The sequence below is a fragment of the Lysobacter sp. HA35 genome (assembly GCF_054061195.1).
In genome coordinates this window covers 893619-912975 of sequence record NZ_JBSSDY010000001.1, presented here as the reverse complement: position 1 = coordinate 912975, position 19357 = coordinate 893619, and the positions used below count along the sequence as shown (strand labels likewise).

The 19357-nt window shown below is 66.2% G+C and carries 18 protein-coding genes and 1 other RNA gene; 4 read left to right on the top strand and 15 right to left on the bottom strand.

Annotated elements, in window-relative coordinates; all coding sequences use genetic code 11:
- Positions 1-2: 2 nt before the first annotated feature.
- The 5 genes from greA to dapB all read right to left on the bottom strand — a co-directional run bounded on the left by greA (position 3) and on the right by dapB (position 6327).
- Positions 3-479 (bottom strand): transcription elongation factor GreA, encoded by a 477-nt coding sequence (gene greA, locus ACVWZN_RS04590; RefSeq protein WP_027083090.1) that lies wholly within the window; start codon positions 477-479, stop codon positions 3-5.
- Between the two features lie 139 nt (positions 480-618).
- On the bottom strand, positions 619-3861 hold the full coding sequence (carB, locus tag ACVWZN_RS04585; RefSeq protein WP_456952792.1) for a carbamoyl-phosphate synthase large subunit: 3243 nt from the start codon (positions 3859-3861) through the stop codon (positions 619-621).
- 7 nt (positions 3862-3868) lie between these two features.
- Positions 3869-4318: a DUF6973 domain-containing protein gene (locus ACVWZN_RS04580; RefSeq protein ID WP_456952791.1), complete on the bottom strand. Its 450-nt coding sequence runs from the start codon at positions 4316-4318 to the stop codon at positions 3869-3871.
- Complete coding sequence (gene carA / locus ACVWZN_RS04575; RefSeq protein ID WP_456952790.1) at positions 4315-5439, bottom strand: glutamine-hydrolyzing carbamoyl-phosphate synthase small subunit; 1125 nt, start codon at positions 5437-5439, stop codon at positions 4315-4317. Before carA ends, ACVWZN_RS04580 begins: the two co-directional genes overlap by 4 nt.
- Positions 5440-5616: 177 nt before the next feature.
- A complete protein-coding gene (dapB, locus tag ACVWZN_RS04570) occupies positions 5617-6327 on the bottom strand; it encodes a 4-hydroxy-tetrahydrodipicolinate reductase (protein WP_456952789.1) in 711 nt (236 codons plus the stop codon).
- A gap of 73 nt (positions 6328-6400) precedes the next feature.
- Here dapB and ACVWZN_RS04565 point away from each other — a divergent pair, with 73 nt between their 5' ends.
- Positions 6401-7090 (top strand): 2OG-Fe(II) oxygenase, encoded by a 690-nt coding sequence (locus ACVWZN_RS04565; protein ID WP_456952788.1) that lies wholly within the window; start codon positions 6401-6403, stop codon positions 7088-7090.
- Between the two features lie 177 nt (positions 7091-7267).
- Here the strand turns inward: ACVWZN_RS04565 and dnaJ are convergent, their stop codons facing one another.
- The 5 genes from dnaJ to hrcA all read right to left on the bottom strand — a co-directional run bounded on the left by dnaJ (position 7268) and on the right by hrcA (position 12725).
- A complete protein-coding gene (dnaJ, locus tag ACVWZN_RS04560; protein ID WP_456952787.1) occupies positions 7268-8395 on the bottom strand; it encodes a molecular chaperone DnaJ in 1128 nt (375 codons plus the stop codon).
- Entirely contained in the window at positions 8382-8981 is a 600-nt protein-coding gene (locus ACVWZN_RS04555; RefSeq protein ID WP_456952786.1) for a TMEM175 family protein, read from the bottom strand. The genes dnaJ and ACVWZN_RS04555 overlap by 14 nt, the downstream gene beginning before the upstream one ends.
- Positions 8982-9035: 54 nt before the next feature.
- A complete protein-coding gene (gene dnaK, locus ACVWZN_RS04550) occupies positions 9036-10964 on the bottom strand; it encodes a molecular chaperone DnaK (RefSeq protein ID WP_456952785.1) in 1929 nt (642 codons plus the stop codon).
- 99 nt (positions 10965-11063) lie between these two features.
- A complete protein-coding gene (gene grpE / locus ACVWZN_RS04545) occupies positions 11064-11597 on the bottom strand; it encodes a nucleotide exchange factor GrpE (protein WP_456952784.1) in 534 nt (177 codons plus the stop codon).
- A gap of 72 nt (positions 11598-11669) precedes the next feature.
- Positions 11670-12725, bottom strand: coding sequence for a heat-inducible transcriptional repressor HrcA (gene hrcA / locus ACVWZN_RS04540; protein WP_456952783.1), 1056 nt, complete (start codon positions 12723-12725; stop codon positions 11670-11672).
- A gap of 84 nt (positions 12726-12809) precedes the next feature.
- Between hrcA and recN the strand changes: the two genes are divergently transcribed.
- Complete coding sequence (recN, locus tag ACVWZN_RS04535; RefSeq protein WP_456952782.1) at positions 12810-14486, top strand: DNA repair protein RecN; 1677 nt, start codon at positions 12810-12812, stop codon at positions 14484-14486.
- A 25-nt stretch (positions 14487-14511) separates the two neighbouring features.
- Here recN and fur read toward each other — a convergent pair whose 3' ends face one another.
- Complete coding sequence (gene fur, locus ACVWZN_RS04530; RefSeq protein WP_027083077.1) at positions 14512-14919, bottom strand: ferric iron uptake transcriptional regulator; 408 nt, start codon at positions 14917-14919, stop codon at positions 14512-14514.
- 164 nt (positions 14920-15083) lie between these two features.
- Here fur and ACVWZN_RS04525 point away from each other — a divergent pair, with 164 nt between their 5' ends.
- Positions 15084-15488, top strand: coding sequence for an outer membrane protein assembly factor BamE (locus ACVWZN_RS04525; protein WP_027083076.1), 405 nt, complete (start codon positions 15084-15086; stop codon positions 15486-15488).
- Between the two features lie 9 nt (positions 15489-15497).
- Here the strand turns inward: ACVWZN_RS04525 and ACVWZN_RS04520 are convergent, their stop codons facing one another.
- Positions 15498-15746 carry an RnfH family protein gene (locus ACVWZN_RS04520; protein WP_456954713.1) on the bottom strand — a complete coding sequence of 83 codons (249 nt, stop codon included), beginning with the start codon at positions 15744-15746 and terminating at the stop codon, positions 15498-15500.
- Positions 15746-16177, bottom strand: coding sequence for a type II toxin-antitoxin system RatA family toxin (locus ACVWZN_RS04515; protein WP_027083074.1), 432 nt, complete (start codon positions 16175-16177; stop codon positions 15746-15748). The genes ACVWZN_RS04520 and ACVWZN_RS04515 overlap by 1 nt, the downstream gene beginning before the upstream one ends.
- A gap of 48 nt (positions 16178-16225) precedes the next feature.
- On the opposite strand from ACVWZN_RS04515, the gene smpB reads away from it, so the two are divergent.
- The gene (smpB, locus tag ACVWZN_RS04510; protein WP_027083073.1) at positions 16226-16732 is read left to right on the top strand and encodes an SsrA-binding protein SmpB; all 507 of its coding nucleotides are present in this window, start codon (positions 16226-16228) and stop codon (positions 16730-16732) included.
- Here smpB and ACVWZN_RS04505 read toward each other — a convergent pair.
- Together ACVWZN_RS04505 and ssrA are read right to left on the bottom strand one after the other, a co-directional pair.
- A complete protein-coding gene (locus ACVWZN_RS04505) occupies positions 16729-18891 on the bottom strand; it encodes a CHASE domain-containing protein (RefSeq protein ID WP_456952781.1) in 2163 nt (720 codons plus the stop codon). The genes smpB and ACVWZN_RS04505 overlap by 4 nt on opposite strands.
- Before the next feature lie 77 nt (positions 18892-18968).
- Positions 18969-19322: a transfer-messenger RNA gene (ssrA, locus tag ACVWZN_RS04500) on the bottom strand.
- Positions 19323-19357: the final 35 nt, after the last annotated feature.

Genomic DNA, 19357 nt, shown 5'->3' with positions numbered 1-19357 from the left:
GATCAGCCGACGTAGCTGACGCTCAGGATCTCGTATTCGCGCGTACCGCCCGGCGCTTCGATCGTCACCGTGTCGCCTTCGCTCTTGCCGATAACGGCGCGCGCCACCGGCGACGAGATCGCGATCAGCCCCTGCTTGATGTCGGCCTCAAGGTCGCCAACGATCTGGTACGTCTTCTCTTCGTCGGTATCGACATCGGCCAGCTTCACCGTCGCACCAAACACAACGCGCGAACCGGCGTTGAGCTTGGCGACGTCGATGACTTCCGCGTGCGACAGCTCGCTCTCCAGCTGCTTGATGCGGCCTTCGATGAAACCCTGCTGCTCGCGGGCGGCGTGGTACTCGGCGTTTTCCTTGAGGTCGCCGTGGGCGCGCGCCTCGGAAATCGCGTTGATGACCGCCGGGCGCTGCACGGACTTCAGGTTCTCGAGTTCGGCGCGCAAACGCTGCGCACCCTGGGCGGTGATCGGAGCTCTCATGGGATTCCTCGGTGGCGACCGGCGTCGAACGCCGGCGTCAAAATTCGATGGTCGATTGTGCCGCGTCCGGGCCGCAATGCGGGGCCGGGAAACGCGACCGGCCGCACGTGGCGGCCGGCCATGGGCAATTTCAGGCGGGTCAGACGATGCTGGCGTGCAGTTCCTGCAGCGACCAGACCGGACCGGTGCCGCGGTATTCCAGCGACTGCAACAGGGCGCGCGCGCCCGACACCGTCGTTGAATACGTGACGCGATGCTGCAGCGCTTCGCGGCGGATCGAGAACGAGTCGGCGATGGCCTGGCGGCCTTCCGTCGTGTTCACGATGTAGGCGATCTCGCCGTTCTTGATCAGGTCGACGACGTGCGGCCGGCCCTCGATCACCTTGTTGATGATCTCGCAGGCGACGCCGTTTTCCTGCAGGAACGCGCCAGTGCCGCGCGTCGCAACGAGCGTGTAGCCACGCGCCACGATCTCCGCCGCGACGGGTAGCACGCGCTGCTTGTCGGGGTCACGCACGGAGACGAACACCTTGCCGGCCGACGGCAATGCGCGGATGCCCGCGGCTTCATGCGCACGCGCGATTGCGGCGCCGAAGTTGCGGCCGACGCCCATCACTTCGCCGGTCGAACGCATCTCCGGCCCGAGGATCGGGTCGACGCCCTGGAACTTCGCGAACGGGAAGATCGCTTCCTTCACCGAGAAGTAGTCGGGGACGATTTCCTTCGTTGCGCCCTGCTCCGCCAGCGTCATGCCGGCCATGCAGCGCGCCGCGATCTTCGCCAGCGGGATACCGATCGCCTTCGACACGAACGGCACGGTGCGCGACGCGCGCGGGTTCACTTCGAGCAGGAAGATCGTGTCGCTGCCATCGGCTTCCTGCTGGATGGCGAACTGCGTGTTCATCAGGCCAATGACCTTCAGCGCGCGCGCCAAGGCGACGACCTGCTCGCGCAGGCGATCCTGCGTTTCCTTCGACAGCGTGTACGGCGGCAGCGAGCACGACGAGTCACCGGAATGCACACCGGCTTCCTCGATGTGCTCCATCACGCCGCCGATCAGCACGTTGCCGTCCTTGTCCGCGATGATGTCCACGTCGACTTCGACCGCGTGGTCGAGGAAGCGGTCGAGCAGTACCGGCGAATCGTTGGACACCTTCACTGCATCGCGCATGTAGCGCGCGAGGTCGCTGTCGGCGTGCACCACTTCCATAGCGCGGCCGCCGAGCACGTAGCTCGGGCGGACAACGAGCGGGTAGCCGATCTCGCGCGCGAGCACGAGCGCTTCGTCCGGATTGCGGGCCGTGCGGTTCGGCGGCTGCTTCAGGCCGAGATCGTCGACCAGCTTCTGGAAGCGTTCGCGATCTTCGGCGAGGTCGATGCTGTCCGGCGACGTACCGATCACCGGCACGCCATTCGCCTCGAGCGCGCGTGCGAGCTTGAGCGGCGTCTGCCCACCGTACTGCACGATCACGCCGAAGGGCTTCTCGAGATCGACAATCTCCAGCACGTCCTCGAGCGTCAGCGGCTCGAAATACAGGCGATCGGACGTGTCGTAATCGGTCGACACGGTTTCCGGGTTGCAGTTGACCATGATGGTCTCGAACCCGTCGTCGCGCAGTGCCAGCGCGGCATGCACGCAGCAGTAGTCGAACTCGATGCCCTGCCCGATGCGGTTCGGGCCGCCCCCCAGCACGATGATCTTCTTGCGATCCGTCGGATTCGCCTCGCACTCGTCCTCGTAGGTCGAGTACATGTACGCGGTTTCCGTCGCGAACTCACCGGCGCAGGAATCGATGCGCTTGTAGACCGGCCGGACGCCGAACGCGCGGCGCAGCGCGCGCACCGCGGTTTCGTCGGTGCCGGTGAGCTGTGCGAGGCGCGCGTCGGAGAAACCCATGCGCTTGAGTGCGCGCATACGGCGTGCATCGAGCGCGGCGAGCCCTGCAGCGGCGACTTCACTTTCCGATTGCACCATCTCTTCGATCTGGTCGAGGAACCAGCGATCGACATGCGACAGCGCGTGGATGTCCTCGACGCTCATGCCCGCACGGAACGCATCGCCGATGTGGAACATGCGCTCGGCACCCGGCTCCTTAAGCTCGCGACGCAGCGTCGCCATGTCCTCGTTGCTCGAAAGATCGAGGCCGGTGGGATCGAGGCCGACCTTGCCCGTCTCCAGCCCGCGCAGCGCCTTCTGCAGCGACTCCTGGAAGGTGCGGCCCATCGCCATCACCTCGCCCACCGACTTCATCTGCGTGGTGAGGCGCGCATCGGCCTGCGGGAACTTCTCGAACGCGAAGCGCGGAATCTTGGTGACCACGTAGTCGATCGACGGCTCGAACGACGCCGGCGTCTGGCCGCCTGTGATCTCGTTACGCAGCTCGTCCAGCGTGTAGCCGACGGCGAGCTTCGCCGCGACCTTCGCGATCGGAAAGCCCGTTGCCTTCGAGGCCAGCGCCGACGAACGCGACACGCGCGGATTCATTTCGATGACGACGACGCGGCCATCGTGGGCATTGACGCCGAACTGCACGTTCGAGCCGCCGGTATCGACGCCGATCTTGCGCAGCACGGCGATCGATGCATCGCGCAGGCGCTGGTATTCCTTGTCGGTGAGCGTCTGCGCCGGCGCGACGGTGATGCTGTCGCCGGTGTGCACGCCCATCGCATCGAAGTTCTCGATGGAGCACACGATGATGCAGTTGTCCGCCTTGTCGCGGACGACCTCCATCTCGAATTCCTTCCAGCCCAGCACCGATTCCTCGACGAGGATTTCGTGCACTGGCGAGAGTTCGAGGCCGCGCTTGGCGATCTCCTCGAACTCTTCCTTGTTGTAGGCGATGCCGCCACCGGTGCCGCCCAGCGTGAAGCTCGGACGGATGATGGTCGGGAAGCCGACGGTGGTCTGGATCTGCACCGCTTCCTCGAAGCTGCGTGCGACCGCCGCCTTCGGGCAATCGAGACCGATCTCCGACATCGCGACGCGGAACAGTTCGCGATCTTCAGCCATGCGGATCGCATCGCGCGACGCACCTATCAGCTCGACGCCGTACTTCTCCAGCACGCCGTTGTCGGCGAGGTCCAGCGCGCAGTTGAGCGCGGTCTGGCCGCCCATCGTCGGCAGCAGCGCGTCGGGCTTTTCCTTGGCGATGATCTTCTCAACCGTCTGCCACGTGATCGGTTCGATGTAGACCGCGTCCGCCATGTCGGGGTCGGTCATGATCGTCGCCGGGTTGCTGTTGACCAGCACCACGCGGAAGCCCTCGTCGCGCAGCGCCTTGCAGGCCTGCACGCCGGAGTAGTCGAACTCGCACGCCTGTCCGATGACGATGGGGCCCGCGCCGATGATCAGCACGGTCTTGATGTCGGTGCGCTTGGGCATCGTGTCCTCAGTACAGTCGGTTCTGCCACCGCGACGGCGGCAGCCAGGTGATTCGATCCGGATCGGTCGCGTCGACGGCGCCATTGCGCACGGCATCGCGGATCGCGGACTGCATGTCGCTCCAGCTGCGCGCGGTGGAACCGATGCGCGCGCCGAGCAGGTTGTTGTGCGCATCCATCGCGCGGCTGTCGTTGCCGATGCCGTCGTGCTCCATCACGTGCGTGACCCAGTCGACGCAGCGCGGCGACAGCGTGTACGCGACGGTCGCGCTCGCCAGCGAGTGGCGGTATGCGTCGGCGGGGCCGTTACGTCCGCCCGGCAGATGCGCCTGGAAGAAGTGCACGTACGTCGCGCCGAGCACGAACGCCGGATAGGCGCCGAGCGCGAGAGCAACGACAGCCCAACGACGCCAGCGACGGCGCCGCGAGCGACCGTCGGCAGCGCCCGCTGCGCTCAACGCGCGGACTCCATCGCATCGATGAAGCGATCGAACAGCGGCGCGACGTCGTGCGGACCCGGGCTCGCTTCCGGATGACCCTGGAAGCTGAAAGCCGGCGCGTCGGTGACCGCAATGCCCTGGTTGCTGCCGTCGAACAGCGAGCGATGGGTGACGCGCACGTTGCCGGGCAGCGTCGCCTCGTCGACCGCGAATCCATGGTTCTGGCTGGTGATCAGCACGCGACCGCTGTCGAGGTCCTGCACCGGATGATTCGCGCCGTGGTGGCCGAACTTCATCTTCAGCGTGCGTGCGCCGACGGCGAGACCAAGAATCTGGTGGCCGAGGCAGATGCCGTACACCGGCAGCTTGCGTGCGAGGAATTCGCGCGTCGCGTCGATCGCATACGTGCAAGGTTCCGGATCGCCTGGGCCGTTCGACAGGAACACGCCGTCGGGCCTCATCGCGAACACCTCGGCCGCCGGCGTCTGCGCCGGCACCACCGTGAGGCGGCAACCGCGCGAAGCCAGCATGCGCAGGATGTTGAGCTTGATGCCGAAGTCGTACGCGACCACGTGGAAACGGTCGTCGCCTTGTGCGAACGAATTGCTGTCCAGATCCAGTTCGGTCTCGCGCCATTCGTACGACGTGCGGGTGCAGACTTCCTTCGCGAGGTCCATGCCCTTGAGGCCGGGGAACTTGCGTGCGGCTTCGAGCGCGCGGTCTGCATCGATCTCGCCCGCCATCAGCGCGCCGTTCTGCGCGCCGCGGTCGCGCAGGATGCGCGTGAGCTTGCGGGTGTCGATGTCGGAAATTGCGACCACGCCCTTCGCCGCGAGCCATTCCGGCAGCGACTGCTGCGAGCGCCAGTTGCTCGGGCGCTTCGGAACGTGGCGGACGATCAGGCCGGCGGGCCATACCGTCTTCGCTTCGTCGTCCTTTTCGGTCGTGCCGGTATTGCCGATGTGCGGGTAGGTCAGCGTCACGATCTGCCGCGCGTACGACGGATCGGTCACGACTTCCTGGTAGCCGGTCATGGCGGTGTTGAACACGACTTCGCCGACGGACAGGCCGGGCGCGCCGACCGAAACGCCCTCGAAGATCGTTCCGTCTTCGAGCGCGAGGATCGCAGGTTGATTCACGGGGATCGCCTGTGCTGCCAGAGGATGCCGAGCCCTGCAAGCGCCGGATCGCGGCTGCAGAAAATCGCGGACGCGGTGCGGGACCGGTCCGACGAAGGGCTTCAGGCGAGCGAGAATTCTAGACGCAAGGCGGCCGCGGTTCCAGCGGCAGTCGCCGCTTCTGCGGTGAAATCGTCGTCAGTCGAGCAGATCGGCGACGCGATACGCGCCGGGAGCGCGACCCTGGAGCCGCCGGGCCACGTGCAATGCGCCGCGCGCGAAGATGTCGCGGTTGGTCGCCCGATGGATCAGCTCGATGCGCTCGCCCGCCGTGGCGAACTGGACGGTGTGCTCGCCGACGATGTCACCGGCGCGCAGCGAGGCGTAGTGGGGCTCGGCGCCGCCGACTTCGGCCCGTGCGCCCAGTGCGAGCGCGGTGCCCGACGGCACGTCCTTCTTGTGGACGTGGTGCGACTCGACGATGTCGCAGTCCCAGTCGGCCAGGACGCGGGCCGCGCGTTCGACCAGATCGCCGAGGACCGCGACGCCGAGGCTGAAATTCGCGGCCCAGACGACGGGGATCTTGGTTGCTGCGTTCGCAAGAGCGTCGCGTTGCCTGTCGGAAAGCCCGGTCGTGCCGGAGACGAAAGCCACGCCGCGTCTTGCGCAAAGCGCCAGCGCCGCATCGAAGGCGTCGGGCAGACTGAAATCGATGGCGGCGTCGAATTCCGGCGCGCTGTCGAGCGATGCCGCGTCGATGGCTGCAACGCCGGCCGGCAGGTCCGCCGGCGCCCGGCGTGCGGCGGCCGCGACCACGCGCAGGTCGTCGCGTTCGGCAGCCAGGCGCATCAGGGCCTGGCCCATGCGGCCGGAAGCGCCTTGGATCAGCAGTCGGGTCGGTTCGGTCATCGCGCGAGGCTAGCGGCCGTCGAGCAATGCGACAAGCGCGCGTAAAATCGCGGCGACCTCTGCCGGAGCTGTCATGGACGCACTGCTCGACATGCATCGCCTGCAGGCGCCGATCCCTGGTCGCCCGCCCGCGCCGTTCCCGCTGTTCGTGCTCGAGCACATGCTGCCGGCTGACGCGGCGGCTCCGCTCGAGGACGACTTTCCGCGTTATCGCAGCGCGGGCTTCTTTCCGTACGCGCCAGAAGACTGCGGGCCGTCGATGCGCGCTGTCGTCGAGCAGATGACGTCGAAGGCGTTTGGCGATGCGGTAGGCCGCCAGCTGGGCATCGAAGCGCTGGGCGACAAGCCGACGCTGGCGACGCTGTGCCGCTCGCTCAATCGTCGCCACGGCACGATCCACACCGACAGCCGTTCGAAGGTCGTCACGGCCCTGCTCTATCTCAACGAGGACTGGCCGGCGATCAGCGACGGCTGCCTGCGGTTTCTCGGCAAGATCGACGACATCGACGCGCTGGTCGTTCCAGAAATCCGCCCCGTGTACGGAACTCTTGCCGCGTTCAAGCGCGAGGACAACTCGTTCCACGGGCATCTGCCGTTCGAGGGCGAGCGGCGCGTGGTGCAAGTGGCATGGCTGACCAGCGAGGACGAGAAGCTGCGGAAGACCAAGCGCGGGAGGTTTTCGCGCGGGTTGAAGCGGTTGCTGGGTGCGTTGGATAAGCGATTTGGTGCGGGGCGGAAGGACAATGCTTCGCATCCGGATTGATGGATGCGGTGGGCAAGAAAAAAGCGGGCCGAGGCCCGCTTTTTTCTGCCGATCGATCGCGTTATCGAGAGCGTTAGAAGCGGGTCGTATGTCACTCGCACCACTTGCGCCGCCCGGCCATCGCTATTCGCGATGGCGTTCGCGGCAGCAGGACGCGTAGCGTCCTAGCGCTGCCGCTCACCCCGTCATCCGTTCCCAGAACCCCTTCACCCCGTCGAGGAACGTCGACGAACGCGGCGAATGACGACGCGCGGCCGTCTCGCCGACGAACGTCGCTTCAAACTTCTCTAGAAGCTCGCGCTGTTCGACGGTGAGATTCACCGGCGTCTCGACGACGACGCGGCAATACAGGTCACCTTCGCTGCGGCTGCGCACGGAACGCACGCCCTTGCCGCGCAGCCGGAACATCTTGCCGGTCTGCGTTTCCACCGGAATGCGCAGCTCGACTTCGCCACCCAGCGTCGGCACGCGGATGGTGTCGCCGAGCGCCGCCTGCGAGATGCGGATCGGCACTTCGCAGTGCAGATCGTCGCCGTCGCGCTGGAAGATCTCGTGCTCGCGAACGCGAACGTCAACGTACAGATCGCCTGGCGGTGAGCCTGCCGGACCGGCTTCGCCCTCGCCCGCCAGACGAATGCGATCGCCGCTATCGACGCCGGCCGGAATCTTGACCTGCAGCGTCTTGGTGCGTTCGACGCGACCCTGACCGCCGCAGTCATCGCACGGATTCGCGATGATCTTGCCGCGACCCGCGCAATGCGGGCAGGCCTGCTGCATCGAGAAGATGCCGCGCTGGAAGCGCACCTGGCCGCGGCCCTGGCACGTCGCGCAGGTTTCGAGCTTGCCGTCTTCCGAGCCGCTGCCGTCGCAGGTCTCGCATTCTTCAAGCGTCGGGATCTCGATGGTCTTCTCGATGCCGCGAACGGCTTCCTCGAGACCCAGTTCCATCACGTAGCCGATGTCGGCGCCGCGACGCGGACCGCGCTGTGCGCCGCCACCGAAAATGTTGCCGAAGATGTCGCCGAAAATATCGCCCATGTCGGCGAAACCGGGACCCTGCCCGCCACCGCCCATGCCGTGTTCGAACGCGGCATGCCCATGCGCGTCGTACATGCGGCGCTTGTTGGCGTCGGAAAGCGTTTCGTACGCCTCCTTGCATTCCTTGAACGCATCCTCGGACGCCTTGTCACCCGGATTGCGGTCCGGATGGTGCTTCATCGCGGCACGGCGATAGGCCTTCTTCAGGTCTTCGTCGCTGGCGTCGCGGGCAACGCCGAGGACTTCGTAGTAATCACGCTTGCTCATGGTGCGCTATGTCTTGGATGCGATGTTCGATGCGGCGGTCAGGGACGAACCACATCACGGCGACGGCGGCGTACATCGCCTGTGCCGCCCAGGTGTTGACGAAGGCCAGCGAGATGCCGGTGAGATAGAACACAACGGGTAGAACGGATTTCCAACCCCACGGATCGACTGCACGCGACAGCGTCGAATCACTTCCACTGGCGCGCATCAGCGAAGCCTGGAACGGAAGCCACGCGATCGCCGCCATCATCAGCATGACGCCGTACATCGCGACGGGCGTGGCCGCGTCGTGGTGTTCGCCCATCCACGCGGTGGCGAACGGGAACATCGACAACCAGAACAGCAGATGCAGGTTCGCCCACATCACCCGTCCGTCGATACGCGTTGCCGCGCGCAGGAAATGGTGGTGGTTGTTCCAGTAGATACCGACGTAGATGAAGCTCAGCACGTAGCTGACGAACACCGGAAGCAAGGGCCGCAATGATTCGAGATCACTGCCGGCCGGCGCGCGCAGCTCCAGCACCATGATGGTGATGATGATGGCGAGGACGCCATCGCTGAACGCTTCGAGCCTCCCCTTGTTCATCGCCATCCCCGTCGAAAGAAAGGCGCCGGTCGGTGACCGGCGCCCTGTGACAGCTTACTTGGCGTCGTCGCCCTTCACTTCGGTGAATTCGGCATCGACGACATCGTCGTTGCGCGACGCACCGCCCGGATTCGCACCGCCCGACGCGTCGTCGCCACCGCCCTGACCCGCCTGCGCGACCGCCAGCAGCGACTGCGCGGCTTCCTCGAGCGCGCGGCTCTTGGCCTCGATCTGACCCTTGTCGTCACTCTTCATCGCGGTCTCGAGGTCGGCGATCGCGGTTTCCGCGCGGCCGATCGCGTCGCCCGGCACCTTCTCGCCGTGCTCCTTGATCGCGCCGCGGGTCATGTGGATTAGGCCATCGGCGTGGTTGCGCGCCTGCACGAGCTCCTGGAACTTGCGGTCTTCCTCGCGGTTGGCTTCCGCATCCTCGACCATCCGCTTGATCTCGTCCTCGGACAGGCCCGAGCCCGCCTTGATCTCGACCTTCTGCTCCTTGCCGGTCTTCTTGTCCTTCGCGGTGACGTGGACGATGCCGTTGGCGTCGATGTCGAAAGTGACCTCGACCTGCGGCATGCCGCGCGGTGCCGCATCGATGCCGGTGAGGTCGAAGCGCGCCAGCGACTTGTTGTAACGCGCCTGCTCACGCTCGCCCTGCAGCACATGCACGGTGACTGCGGACTGGTTGTCTTCGGCCGTCGAGAACGTCTGCGACGCCTTGGTCGGGATGGTCGTGTTCTTCTCGATGATCTTGGTGAACACGCCGCCAAGCGTCTCGATGCCCAGCGACAGCGGGGTCACGTCGAGCAGCAGAACGTCCTTGACGTCACCCTTGAGCACGCCGCCCTGCACGGCCGCGCCGATGGCGACGGCTTCGTCCGGGTTGACGTCCTTGCGCGGCTCCTTGCCGAAGAAATCGGCAACGGCCTGCTGCACCTTCGGCATGCGGGTCTGGCCGCCGACGAGGATGACTTCGGTGATGTCGGACGCTCGCAGGCCCGCATCGTTGAGCGCGACGCGGCACGGCTCGATCGTCTTCTTCACCAGATCATCGACCAGCGCTTCGAGCTTGGCGCGGGTCAGCTTGATGTTGAGGTGCTTCGGGCCCGACGCATCCGCGGTGACGTACGGCAGGTTCACTTCGGTCTGCTGCGCGGTCGACAGCTCGATCTTCGCGCGCTCCGCGGCGTCCTTCAGGCGCTGCAGCGCGAGCGGATCCTTGCGCAGGTCGATGCCCTGGTCCTTCTGGAACTCTTCGACGAGATAGTCGATGACGCGCTTGTCGAAGTCTTCGCCGCCGAGGAACGTGTCACCGTTGGTCGCGAGCACTTCGAACTGCTTTTCGCCGTCGACTTCCGCGATCTCGATGATCGACACGTCGAACGTGCCACCGCCAAGGTCGTACACGGCGATCTTGCGATCGGCGCCCGACTTGTCCAGACCGTACGCGAGCGCGGCCGCGGTCGGCTCGTTGATGATGCGCTTGACGTCGAGACCGGCGATGCGGCCGGCGTCCTTGGTTGCCTGGCGCTGCGAGTCGTTGAAGTACGCCGGCACGGTGATCACCGCTTCGGTCACCGCTTCACCGAGATAGGCCTCGGCGGTCTTCTTCATCTTGGCCAGCACTTCGGCCGAGATCTGCTGCGCCGCCATCTTGCGGCCGTCGGCAGTTTCCACCCACGCGTCGCCGTTCTCGTGCTGCGAGATCTTGTACGGAACGAGGCCGATGTCCTTCTGCACTTCCGCGTCGGTGAACTTGCGGCCGATGAGCCGCTTCACCGCGTAGAACGTGTTCTTCGGGTTCGTCACCGCTTGGCGCTTGGCCGAGGCGCCGGCGAGGATCTCGCCGTCCTTGGTGTACGCGATGACGGACGGCGTGGTGCGGTCGCCCTCCGCGTTCTCGATGACCTTCGCCTTGCCGCCTTCCATGACCGCGACGCACGAGTTCGTGGTGCCGAGGTCGATACCGATGATCTTGCCCATGGGGTTGCTCCTGCCAATTCGTGAATTCGGGGGCGCTGGGTCAGCGCCGATAAGCCGTATCTATGGACCGCTGGCGCCGGTTCAAGGCGCCGGATGCGATCAGGACTGCGCGATTACCACCAACGCGGGGCGTAACAGCCGCTCGTTCAGCAGCCAGCCCTTCTGGTAGACCTGCACGACGTGGTTGTCGGGCGTGTCGCCGCCCGGAACCATGCTCATGGCCTGGTGGTGGTCGGGATTGAACGGCTGGCCCTTCGGGTCGACCGGGACGAGGCCGTTGTCCGACGCCACCTTCAACAGCTGCCGGAGCGTGAGTTCCATGCCCTCGCGCAGCGCGCCGGCATCGGCCGACGCCTGCGAAAGGCCGGCTTCAAGGCTGTCGATCACCGGAAGCAGCTCGCCGAGCAGGCGCTCATTCGCGAACTTACGGGCGGTATCCATGTCGCGCGCGATGCGGCGACGCTGGTTCTCGAGCTCCGCGCGCTCGCGCAGCGAATCCTCGCGAAGCTGGGTGAGTTCGCTGGTCGCGCTGTCGAGCTGCGTCTGCAGCGCGGCACAGCAATCCTTCACGCCTTCGCCGGCGGGCGGCTGCGCCGGGTCGGCGCCGGGTTGCACGGTCTGTTCGGTGGTCATCGCAGGCCTGTCTCCTTCGCGCGGGTCGCGCGCCGGGCCAGCTATGGGGCCGTCGACCGCCGATTCAAGGCTTCAGCTGCCGCGATCGCCCGTGTTCAGCGCATCGCCGAGGATGTCCGCCGCGGCCTGCACGACCGGGATTACGCGGTCGTAGGCCATGCGTGTCGGGCCGATCACGCCCAGCACGCCGAGCACCCGACCGCCCGAACCGTACGGCGCGGTGACCAGCGAGACGCCGTCCAGCGGCGCCAGCCCGGTCTCCTCGCCGATGAAGATGCGCACACCGGGCGCCTGTGCGGTACGCTCCAGCAGCTGCAGAATCTCGCGCTTGCGGGAGAACGCGTCGAACAGTTCCCGCAGGCGCTCGATGTCGGCCAGTTCCTGCACGCCCATCAGGCGCGTCTGGCCCGCGACCAGCATGTCCTCGTCGCCCGGCACCAGCACCTGCTCGGCGAGTTCGATCGAGCGGTCCATCAGGCGATGCAATTCGTCCTGCGCGGTGCGCATTTCGTGCAGCAGGATCGCGCGGATCTCCGCGAGCGGCCGGCCCGCAAAATGCTGGTTGAGGTAGTTGGCGACGCGTTCCAGCTCGCCCGATTCGAACGGCCGACGCGCCTGGATGATGCGGTTCTGCACGTCGCCGTCGGAGAACACGAGGATCGCGAGCACGCGCTGCTCGTCGATCTGGACGAAGTCGATGCGGCGGAACGCGAATTGCTCGCGGCCCGGCACGCTGACGACGCCGACGAAATGCGTCATCGCGGACAGAAGTTCGGTCGTGCTGCCGAGCAGCGCCTGCGTGCCGGAACCGGTGGGCAGCTCGCCACGCAGCCGCGCCATCTCGCCGTCTGGTAACGGACTGACCTGAAGGAGCGAGTCGACGAAGAGCCGGTAGCCCTGCGCGGTCGGGATGCGGCCGGCGGACGTATGCGGCGCGCTGAGCAGCCCAGCATCCTCGAGGTCGGACAGGATGTTGCGGATGGTCGCTGCGCTGACGTCGAGCCCCGCATGGCGCGCCAACGTCTGCGACCCGACCGGTTCGCCGTTGCGGATGTAGCGCGCGATCAGCGTGCGCAGCAGCTGCCGCGCGCGGGGATCCTGGCTGGGGTCGAGGGGACGGCGGCTCATGTCGGACCTATAAGCTGCGGGCAGCGGGCGTGCAAGCGATGTCGTCGCTTCGCGTGCGACGCCGGGCCGGGCACAATTCGCGCCATGCTGACCCAACTCTCGCTGAAGCAGTTCGCCGTCGTCACGGGGGCCGAACTCGAATTCGGACCCGGCCTCACGGTGATTTCCGGCGAAACCGGCGCCGGCAAGTCGTTGCTGGTCGACGCGTTGGGGCTGATTTCTGGCCTGCGCGCGGACAGCGGCGTCGTCCGCCACGGCGCGGATCGCGCCGAACTCTCGGCCGCGTTCGACCTCGCCGACGCCATCGCCGCGCGCGACTGGTTGCGCGAGAACGAACTCGACGACGAGGACGAGCCCGGCACCTGTCGCATCCGTCGCGTAATCCGCGCCGACGGCGGGTCGAAGGCATGGATCAACGGTCGACCGGCGACGATCGCGCAGCTCACCGAACTGGCCGGCCATCTCGTCGAGATTCACGGCCAGCACGAGCACCAAGCGCTGCTGTCGCGTACGAGCCAGCTCGCGCTGCTCGATGCGTTCGGGCGCACGGATGGAGAACTCGCGCAGGTCGCGCCCGCCGCGGCTGCATGGAGCGAACTGTTGCGCGAGCGCGATCGCTTGTCGTCGCAGGGTGACGTCTCCGATCGAATCGAATGGTTGCAGCACCAGCTCGACGAACTCGAGCGCGAAGACATCGAGCCGGACAGCATCGAGAAGCTGCAGTCCGACCATCGCCGCTTTGGTCACGCGACCGCGCTGATAGCGGCCTGCGACAACGCGTTCTCGCGCCTCGGCGGCGATGACGGCCCGTCGATTTCGCGCGTTCTCGGCCAGGTTCGCGCCGAGCTTGCGCGTGCGACCGAACATGAGCCGCGGCTCGGTGAAGTCGACGGAATGCTCGACCTCGCGACGATCCAGATCGACGAAGCGATCGCCGCGCTGGATCGCGTGCGAAGCGATCTCGATATTGATCCGGACACGTTCGAACGCCTCGAACATCGCCTCGGCCGCGTGCACGAACTCGCACGCAAACATCGCGTGCAGGCCGAGCAGCTTGGGGTGCGTCGGGATGCGATCCGCGAGGAAGTCGAGGCCTTACGCACAGCCGGGGAGCGCCTGGAAAAGCTCGACGGCGAGATCGCGCGCGCAACATCCGCATGGCGCGACGCGGCATCGAAACTGACTTCCGCTCGCACTGCAGCGGCTCACTCGCTCTCGTCGCAAACGACGACGTTGATGGGCGAACTCGGCATGGGCGGCGGCACGTTCGAAGTTGCGTTCGAACCGACCACTACGGAACGCCCCGACCCGAACGGCGCGGAACGCATCGAGTTCATGGTGAGCGCGAATCCCGGTCAGCCGACACGCCCGCTGCGCAAAGTGGCGTCGGGCGGCGAACTTGCCCGCATCTCGCTCGCAATCGAAGTCGCGTCGCTCGGTCTGGATGCAGTGCCCACAATGATCTTCGACGAGGTCGACACCGGCATCGGCGGCGCGATCGCGCACATCGTCGGTCAAAAACTGCGTGCGCTTGGCCATCGCCGCCAGGTGCTGTGCGTCACCCATCTGCCCCAGGTCGCCGCGCAGGGTCATTCGCACTACCGCGTCATGAAATCCAAGAGCGACGGCGTGACGCAGAGCGAAGTCGTCGCACTATCGCCGGCGGAACGACAGGACGAGCTTGCGCGCATGCTCGGCGGCGTCGAACTCACGCGCGAGGCGCGTGCTGCGGCGAAACGACTTCTGCAGGATGTGAGCTGACGTCGCGTTGCGACGCGACCGGAACTCAGCCGGTCTTCTTGCGCCGCACGTACAACACCAGCGAATGCGCTTCGATGTCGTAGCCGTGTTCGGCTGCGATGCGCTGCTGCAGCGCTTCGATCTCGGCGCTTTCGAACTCGATGATCTTGCCGGTGTCCACGTCGACCATGTGGTCGTGGTGCTCGCCGCGATCGAGTTCGTACACCGATTGGCCCGACTCGAAATGGTGCTTGAGCACCAGCCCGGCGGCTTCGAACTGCGTCAGCACGCGGTAGACCGTCGCAAGGCCGATGTCCTCGCCGTCTTCGAGCAGGCGGCGATAGATGTCTTCCGCGGTCATGTGCCGCGTCTGCGCGCGTTCGAGAACGTCGAGGATGCGCAGTCGCGGGTGGGTGACCTTCAGGCCGACATTGCGCAGGTCTTGCGATTCCATCGAAGCTCCGGGACGGCCGCGATGCGCAGCCCGACGGGACGGGAGATCGCCCGGCCGCACGCTCAACCGGAGCTGACGCGGCGCACCGCGCGGGGTGCGGCAGGCGGGCGGCAGTGTATCATCCGCCGGTCCCACGACCCTCGTCGTGTCGAGTGTTCTGACCCATGCGAAAGCTGCTTCCCGTCCTCGTCGCCACCCTGCTCACCGCAGGCTGCGGCATCGTCTATCACCAGCCGATCTACCAGGGGAACCTGCTCGAGAAGTCGGCGGTCGACCAGCTCCAGGCGGGCATGGACAAGCAGCAGGTGATCCTCCTGCTCGGCACGCCGTCGGTGTCCGATCCGTACCATCAGGATCGCTGGGACTACGTCGCGACGCAGCGCACCGGTCGCACGAGCCACACGGACAAGAAGGACTTCACCCTGTACTTCGAAGGCGACAAGCTCGCCCGTTGGGAAGGCGATTACTTCCCCGAGCAGGACGAACAGCTCGCACGCCAGACCGTGCACCAGTTCGGCCCGAACCTCGCGAAGGACAAGGACAAGAAGAAGCGTCGCGGCGGCGGCTGAGCGCTCGCCTCAGGACGCGTTCCGCTGCGCTCGGCGCCGGCGCGCGTCCTTCGGATCCGCGATTAGCGGACGCAATACTTCGACCCTGTCGCCATCCACGAGCGCGCGTGTCATCGCCGCGCGTTCGCCGAATACCGCGATTTCCGCCGCATCCCACCCGCTCGCTTCGATCGCGGACGCGACCGTCGCGTCGTCCGGCAGATCCAGCCACAACGAGTCGTAGTGACGCGGCCACGCACGCACGAGCTCGACGCGGATCATGTCTCGCCGCGGTCCGCCGCGCGCACGAAGTCGTCGACCATGCGATCGGCGAGCCCCTGGAAACCCAGCGCGAACGCGCCTGCGAGCAGCTTCACGGCGGGCTCGAACTCGAGCGTGAGCGTCACACGGCAGGCCGATTCGTCGATCGCGTGGAATTCCCAGCGCCCGCGCAGCTGCCGGAACGGGCCGTCGACGAACTGCAGGTCGATGTGGTGCGGCGGCACCAGCGTGTTGTCGGTGATGAACCAGGTGCGGAAACCGCCGACGCGCAGGTCGAGCCGCGCCTTCATGCGATCCGGTGACTCCTCGAGCACGGTCGCCTCGTCGCACCAGTCGAATCGGGCCGGATAGGCCCGGACGTCGTTGACCAGCCCGAACATGCGGGCGGCGGAATGCTCGACGAGCGCCGTGCGACGGATGGTGGGCATCTGCGTTCCTTCTCGCCGGCGCGCCCCGCGATCGGGGACAATGGCGCGATGAGCAAGAATTCGAAAGGAAAGGCCGGCAAGGATAAGTCAAAGGCCGGCGGCACGATCGCGCTGAACAAGCGCGCGCGCCACGAATACCACCTCGAGGAGCGCACCGAGGCCGGCCTGTCGCTGCAGGGCTGGGAGCTCAAGGCGATCCGCGCCGGGCGCGCCAACATCGGCGAGGCCTACGCCGTGGTTCGCAACGGCGAGATGTACCTGTTCAACGCGCAGATCACGCCGCTGATCCAGGCATCGACGCACGTGATCCCCGAAGAGCGCCGCACCCGCAAGCTGCTGATGCACCGTAACGAGATCGATTCGTTCATCGGCCGCATGCAGCGGGATGGCTACACCGTCGTGCCGACCGCGCTGTACTGGAAGGGCAATCGCGTGAAGGCCGAAGTCGCGCTCGCGAAGGGCAAGAAGGAACACGACAAGCGCGACGTAAGCAAGGAACGCGATTGGCAGCGCGAGAAGCAGCGTGCCATGCGCTCGCACAACAAGAACGCTTAAAGGTCGGTTGCGCCCGGCAGGGTGAAATAGAACGTGGCGCCCTGCCCCACCTCGCCTTCGGCTCGGATGGTGCCGCCATGGCGTTCGACGATGCGTCGCACCGTCGCAAGACCGATGCCGTGCCCTGCGAAATGTTCCTCGGTGTGCAGGCGCTGGAAGGGTCGGAACAGTTTGTCGACGTAGTCCTGCGCGAAGCCGGCGCCGTTGTCGCGAACGAAATATTCGCCGCCGGGCGTCAGGCCGAATTCGATGACGGCCGGCTCACGATCACGCGTGAACTTCCACGCGTTGCCGATGAGGTTCTGCAGCAGATTGCGCAGAAGCGTGGCGTCACCCTCGACTTCGAGACCGGGCTGTATGCGCGCGTCGATCTGGCGTGTGGGCTCGCCGACGTGCAGCTCCTCGATCAGCTCGGTCGCCACGCGGCTGAGGTCGACCTGCTCGACTTTCAATGCGCTGCGTGACAGACGCGCAAGCTGCAGCATCGAGTCGATGAGTTCACCCATGCGGGTCGCGGCGCGTCGCACGCGGGCGAGGTAATCGCGACCGGGATCATCGAGTCGCTCCGCGTAGCGCTCGGACAGGATGCGACTGAATCCGTCGATCGCCCGCAGCGGCGCGCGAAGGTCATGCGAGACGCTGTAAGCGAACGATTCGAGTTCCTGGTTCGCGCGCATCAACTCGCGCGTACGCAGTGCGACACGGGCTTCGAGCGTGCGGTTGAGTGCATGCACACGCGCTTCGGCGAGCAGGCGTTCGGTGACGTCCTCCATTTGCAGGAGACCGGCCACGTCCTGCCCGATGTTGCCCGGAATGGGCGAATACGTGAGATGCACGTGTCGCGTCGTGCCGTCCGGGCGGTGGAACCGGCGCATGGCGCGCCAGACGCCCTCGACGTCGTTGCGCGCGAGCGATTCGCCTTCGCGCAGGTCGAACAGCGATTCGAACGGCAGGCCAATGATCGCGTCGGGGCGGCGTCCGAACATCGCGGCGAATGCAGGGTTCACGTCGACGATGCAATCGCGGCTGTCGACGAGCGCCTTGCCGATCGCGGAATACTGCATCGCGGCGCGGAAGCGAAGCTCGCTGCGGCGGAACTCTTCGGTGAGGCGACCGGCGATCGCGCGTGCACGGGTTCCGGTGCGCGCGAGCGTGAACGCGACGCCGTACAAAAGCAGGGCCGCGATCAGGCCCAGTGCGAGCGTGCCCTGCAGCGTGCGCAGCCCGGGAACCGCTTCAACGACCGGCGATGACGCGAAATCGAATCGCCAACGGCGACCGTAGACATCCAACGTCGTCGAGCGCGTAAACGCAGGATTCGTTTCGCGTTCGCCGCCGTCGTACAACGCGACCGGCGTGCCGGTGACATCGAAGATGCGCAGGTGCACGTTCGAAAGACGGCTGCCCAGCGCAGTCTCGACCATCTCGCGCACGTGGAACGGCACGTAGATCCAGCCCTGCATCGAATTGCGACGCGCCGACGGCGTAAGCGGCTGGTCGCCCGCGCGATAGATCGGGAGGTAGAGCTGCACGCTGGAGCGCGGCGTCAGGCCGTCCTGCACCAGCTGCACGGGGCCGCTGACGCGCGGGCGGCCGGTTTCGAGCGCGGACTCCATCGCGGCATGGCGGATGGGCTCGCCGTACATGTCGTAACCGATCGCGGCGACGTTCTCGGGGCGCCGCGGTTCCAGGTAAAGCACGGGGCCGTAGTACGCACGCACGCCGCGCGGTCGGATGTTGAGCAGCCCGTAGCCGGAGTCGCGCCACTCGAGTTGCATGTCCGGCAGGCGCGAACCCGGCACGTAGCCCGCGAACCCGAGGCCGAGGATGGCCGGATAGCGCTCGGCGATGCCCATGCCTTCGACGTACGACTGCCACTGTCGTGGCGTTGGGCGTGCAACGGATGAAAAAAGCGAGACGCCGCCACGCGTGATCAGTTCGTACTGCGCGAGTCGTTCGCGCACGATGCCCGCGGCTTCGTCAGTGTCCGCGTTGAATTGTTCCTGCGCCGCACGGATTTCGCGCGTCCGCGCGTTGGTCCACGTCCATGAGACGAGCAGCAACGATGCGATCAGCACCGCGAATGCAAGCAGGTGGCTTCCGCGCGGCACCACGCGCGACCACGGCGATTCCTTCGGCAGGCCCGCACGATCATCCATCGCGACAGCATACCGTCGCGATGCGCACGGTCGTGACAGGCAAAAAAAGAGCCCCGCCTTTCGGCAGGGCTCCGTGTTGGTGGAGGTGGGCGGAATCGAACCGCCGTCCGAAGGCACTCCATCCCCGGCACTACATGCTTAGCTCGCCGTTGAGTCTCGTCGCAGGGCAGCACGGCGTGCAAAGCGCACCCTGAAACAAGCCCGCTTTGGGTTAACCGGCGACTGACGGGCAGCCATCACCGGCGATTCCGTGATAATGACCCTACGCAGCGAGCACGGACACAAGCTGTTTCGGGGCTTACGCCTTAAGCGGCGAGAGCGTAGTTGTCGTCGTTGGCAACTAAAGTTTTGCAGCTGGATTAACGAGGAAAGCTACCCCCTCGGCATGCGCCAGGCGATTTCGCGACCCCCGTCGAAGCCAGTGCACCCCCGGGGACAGCATGTATCGCTGACGGGACCAGTATAG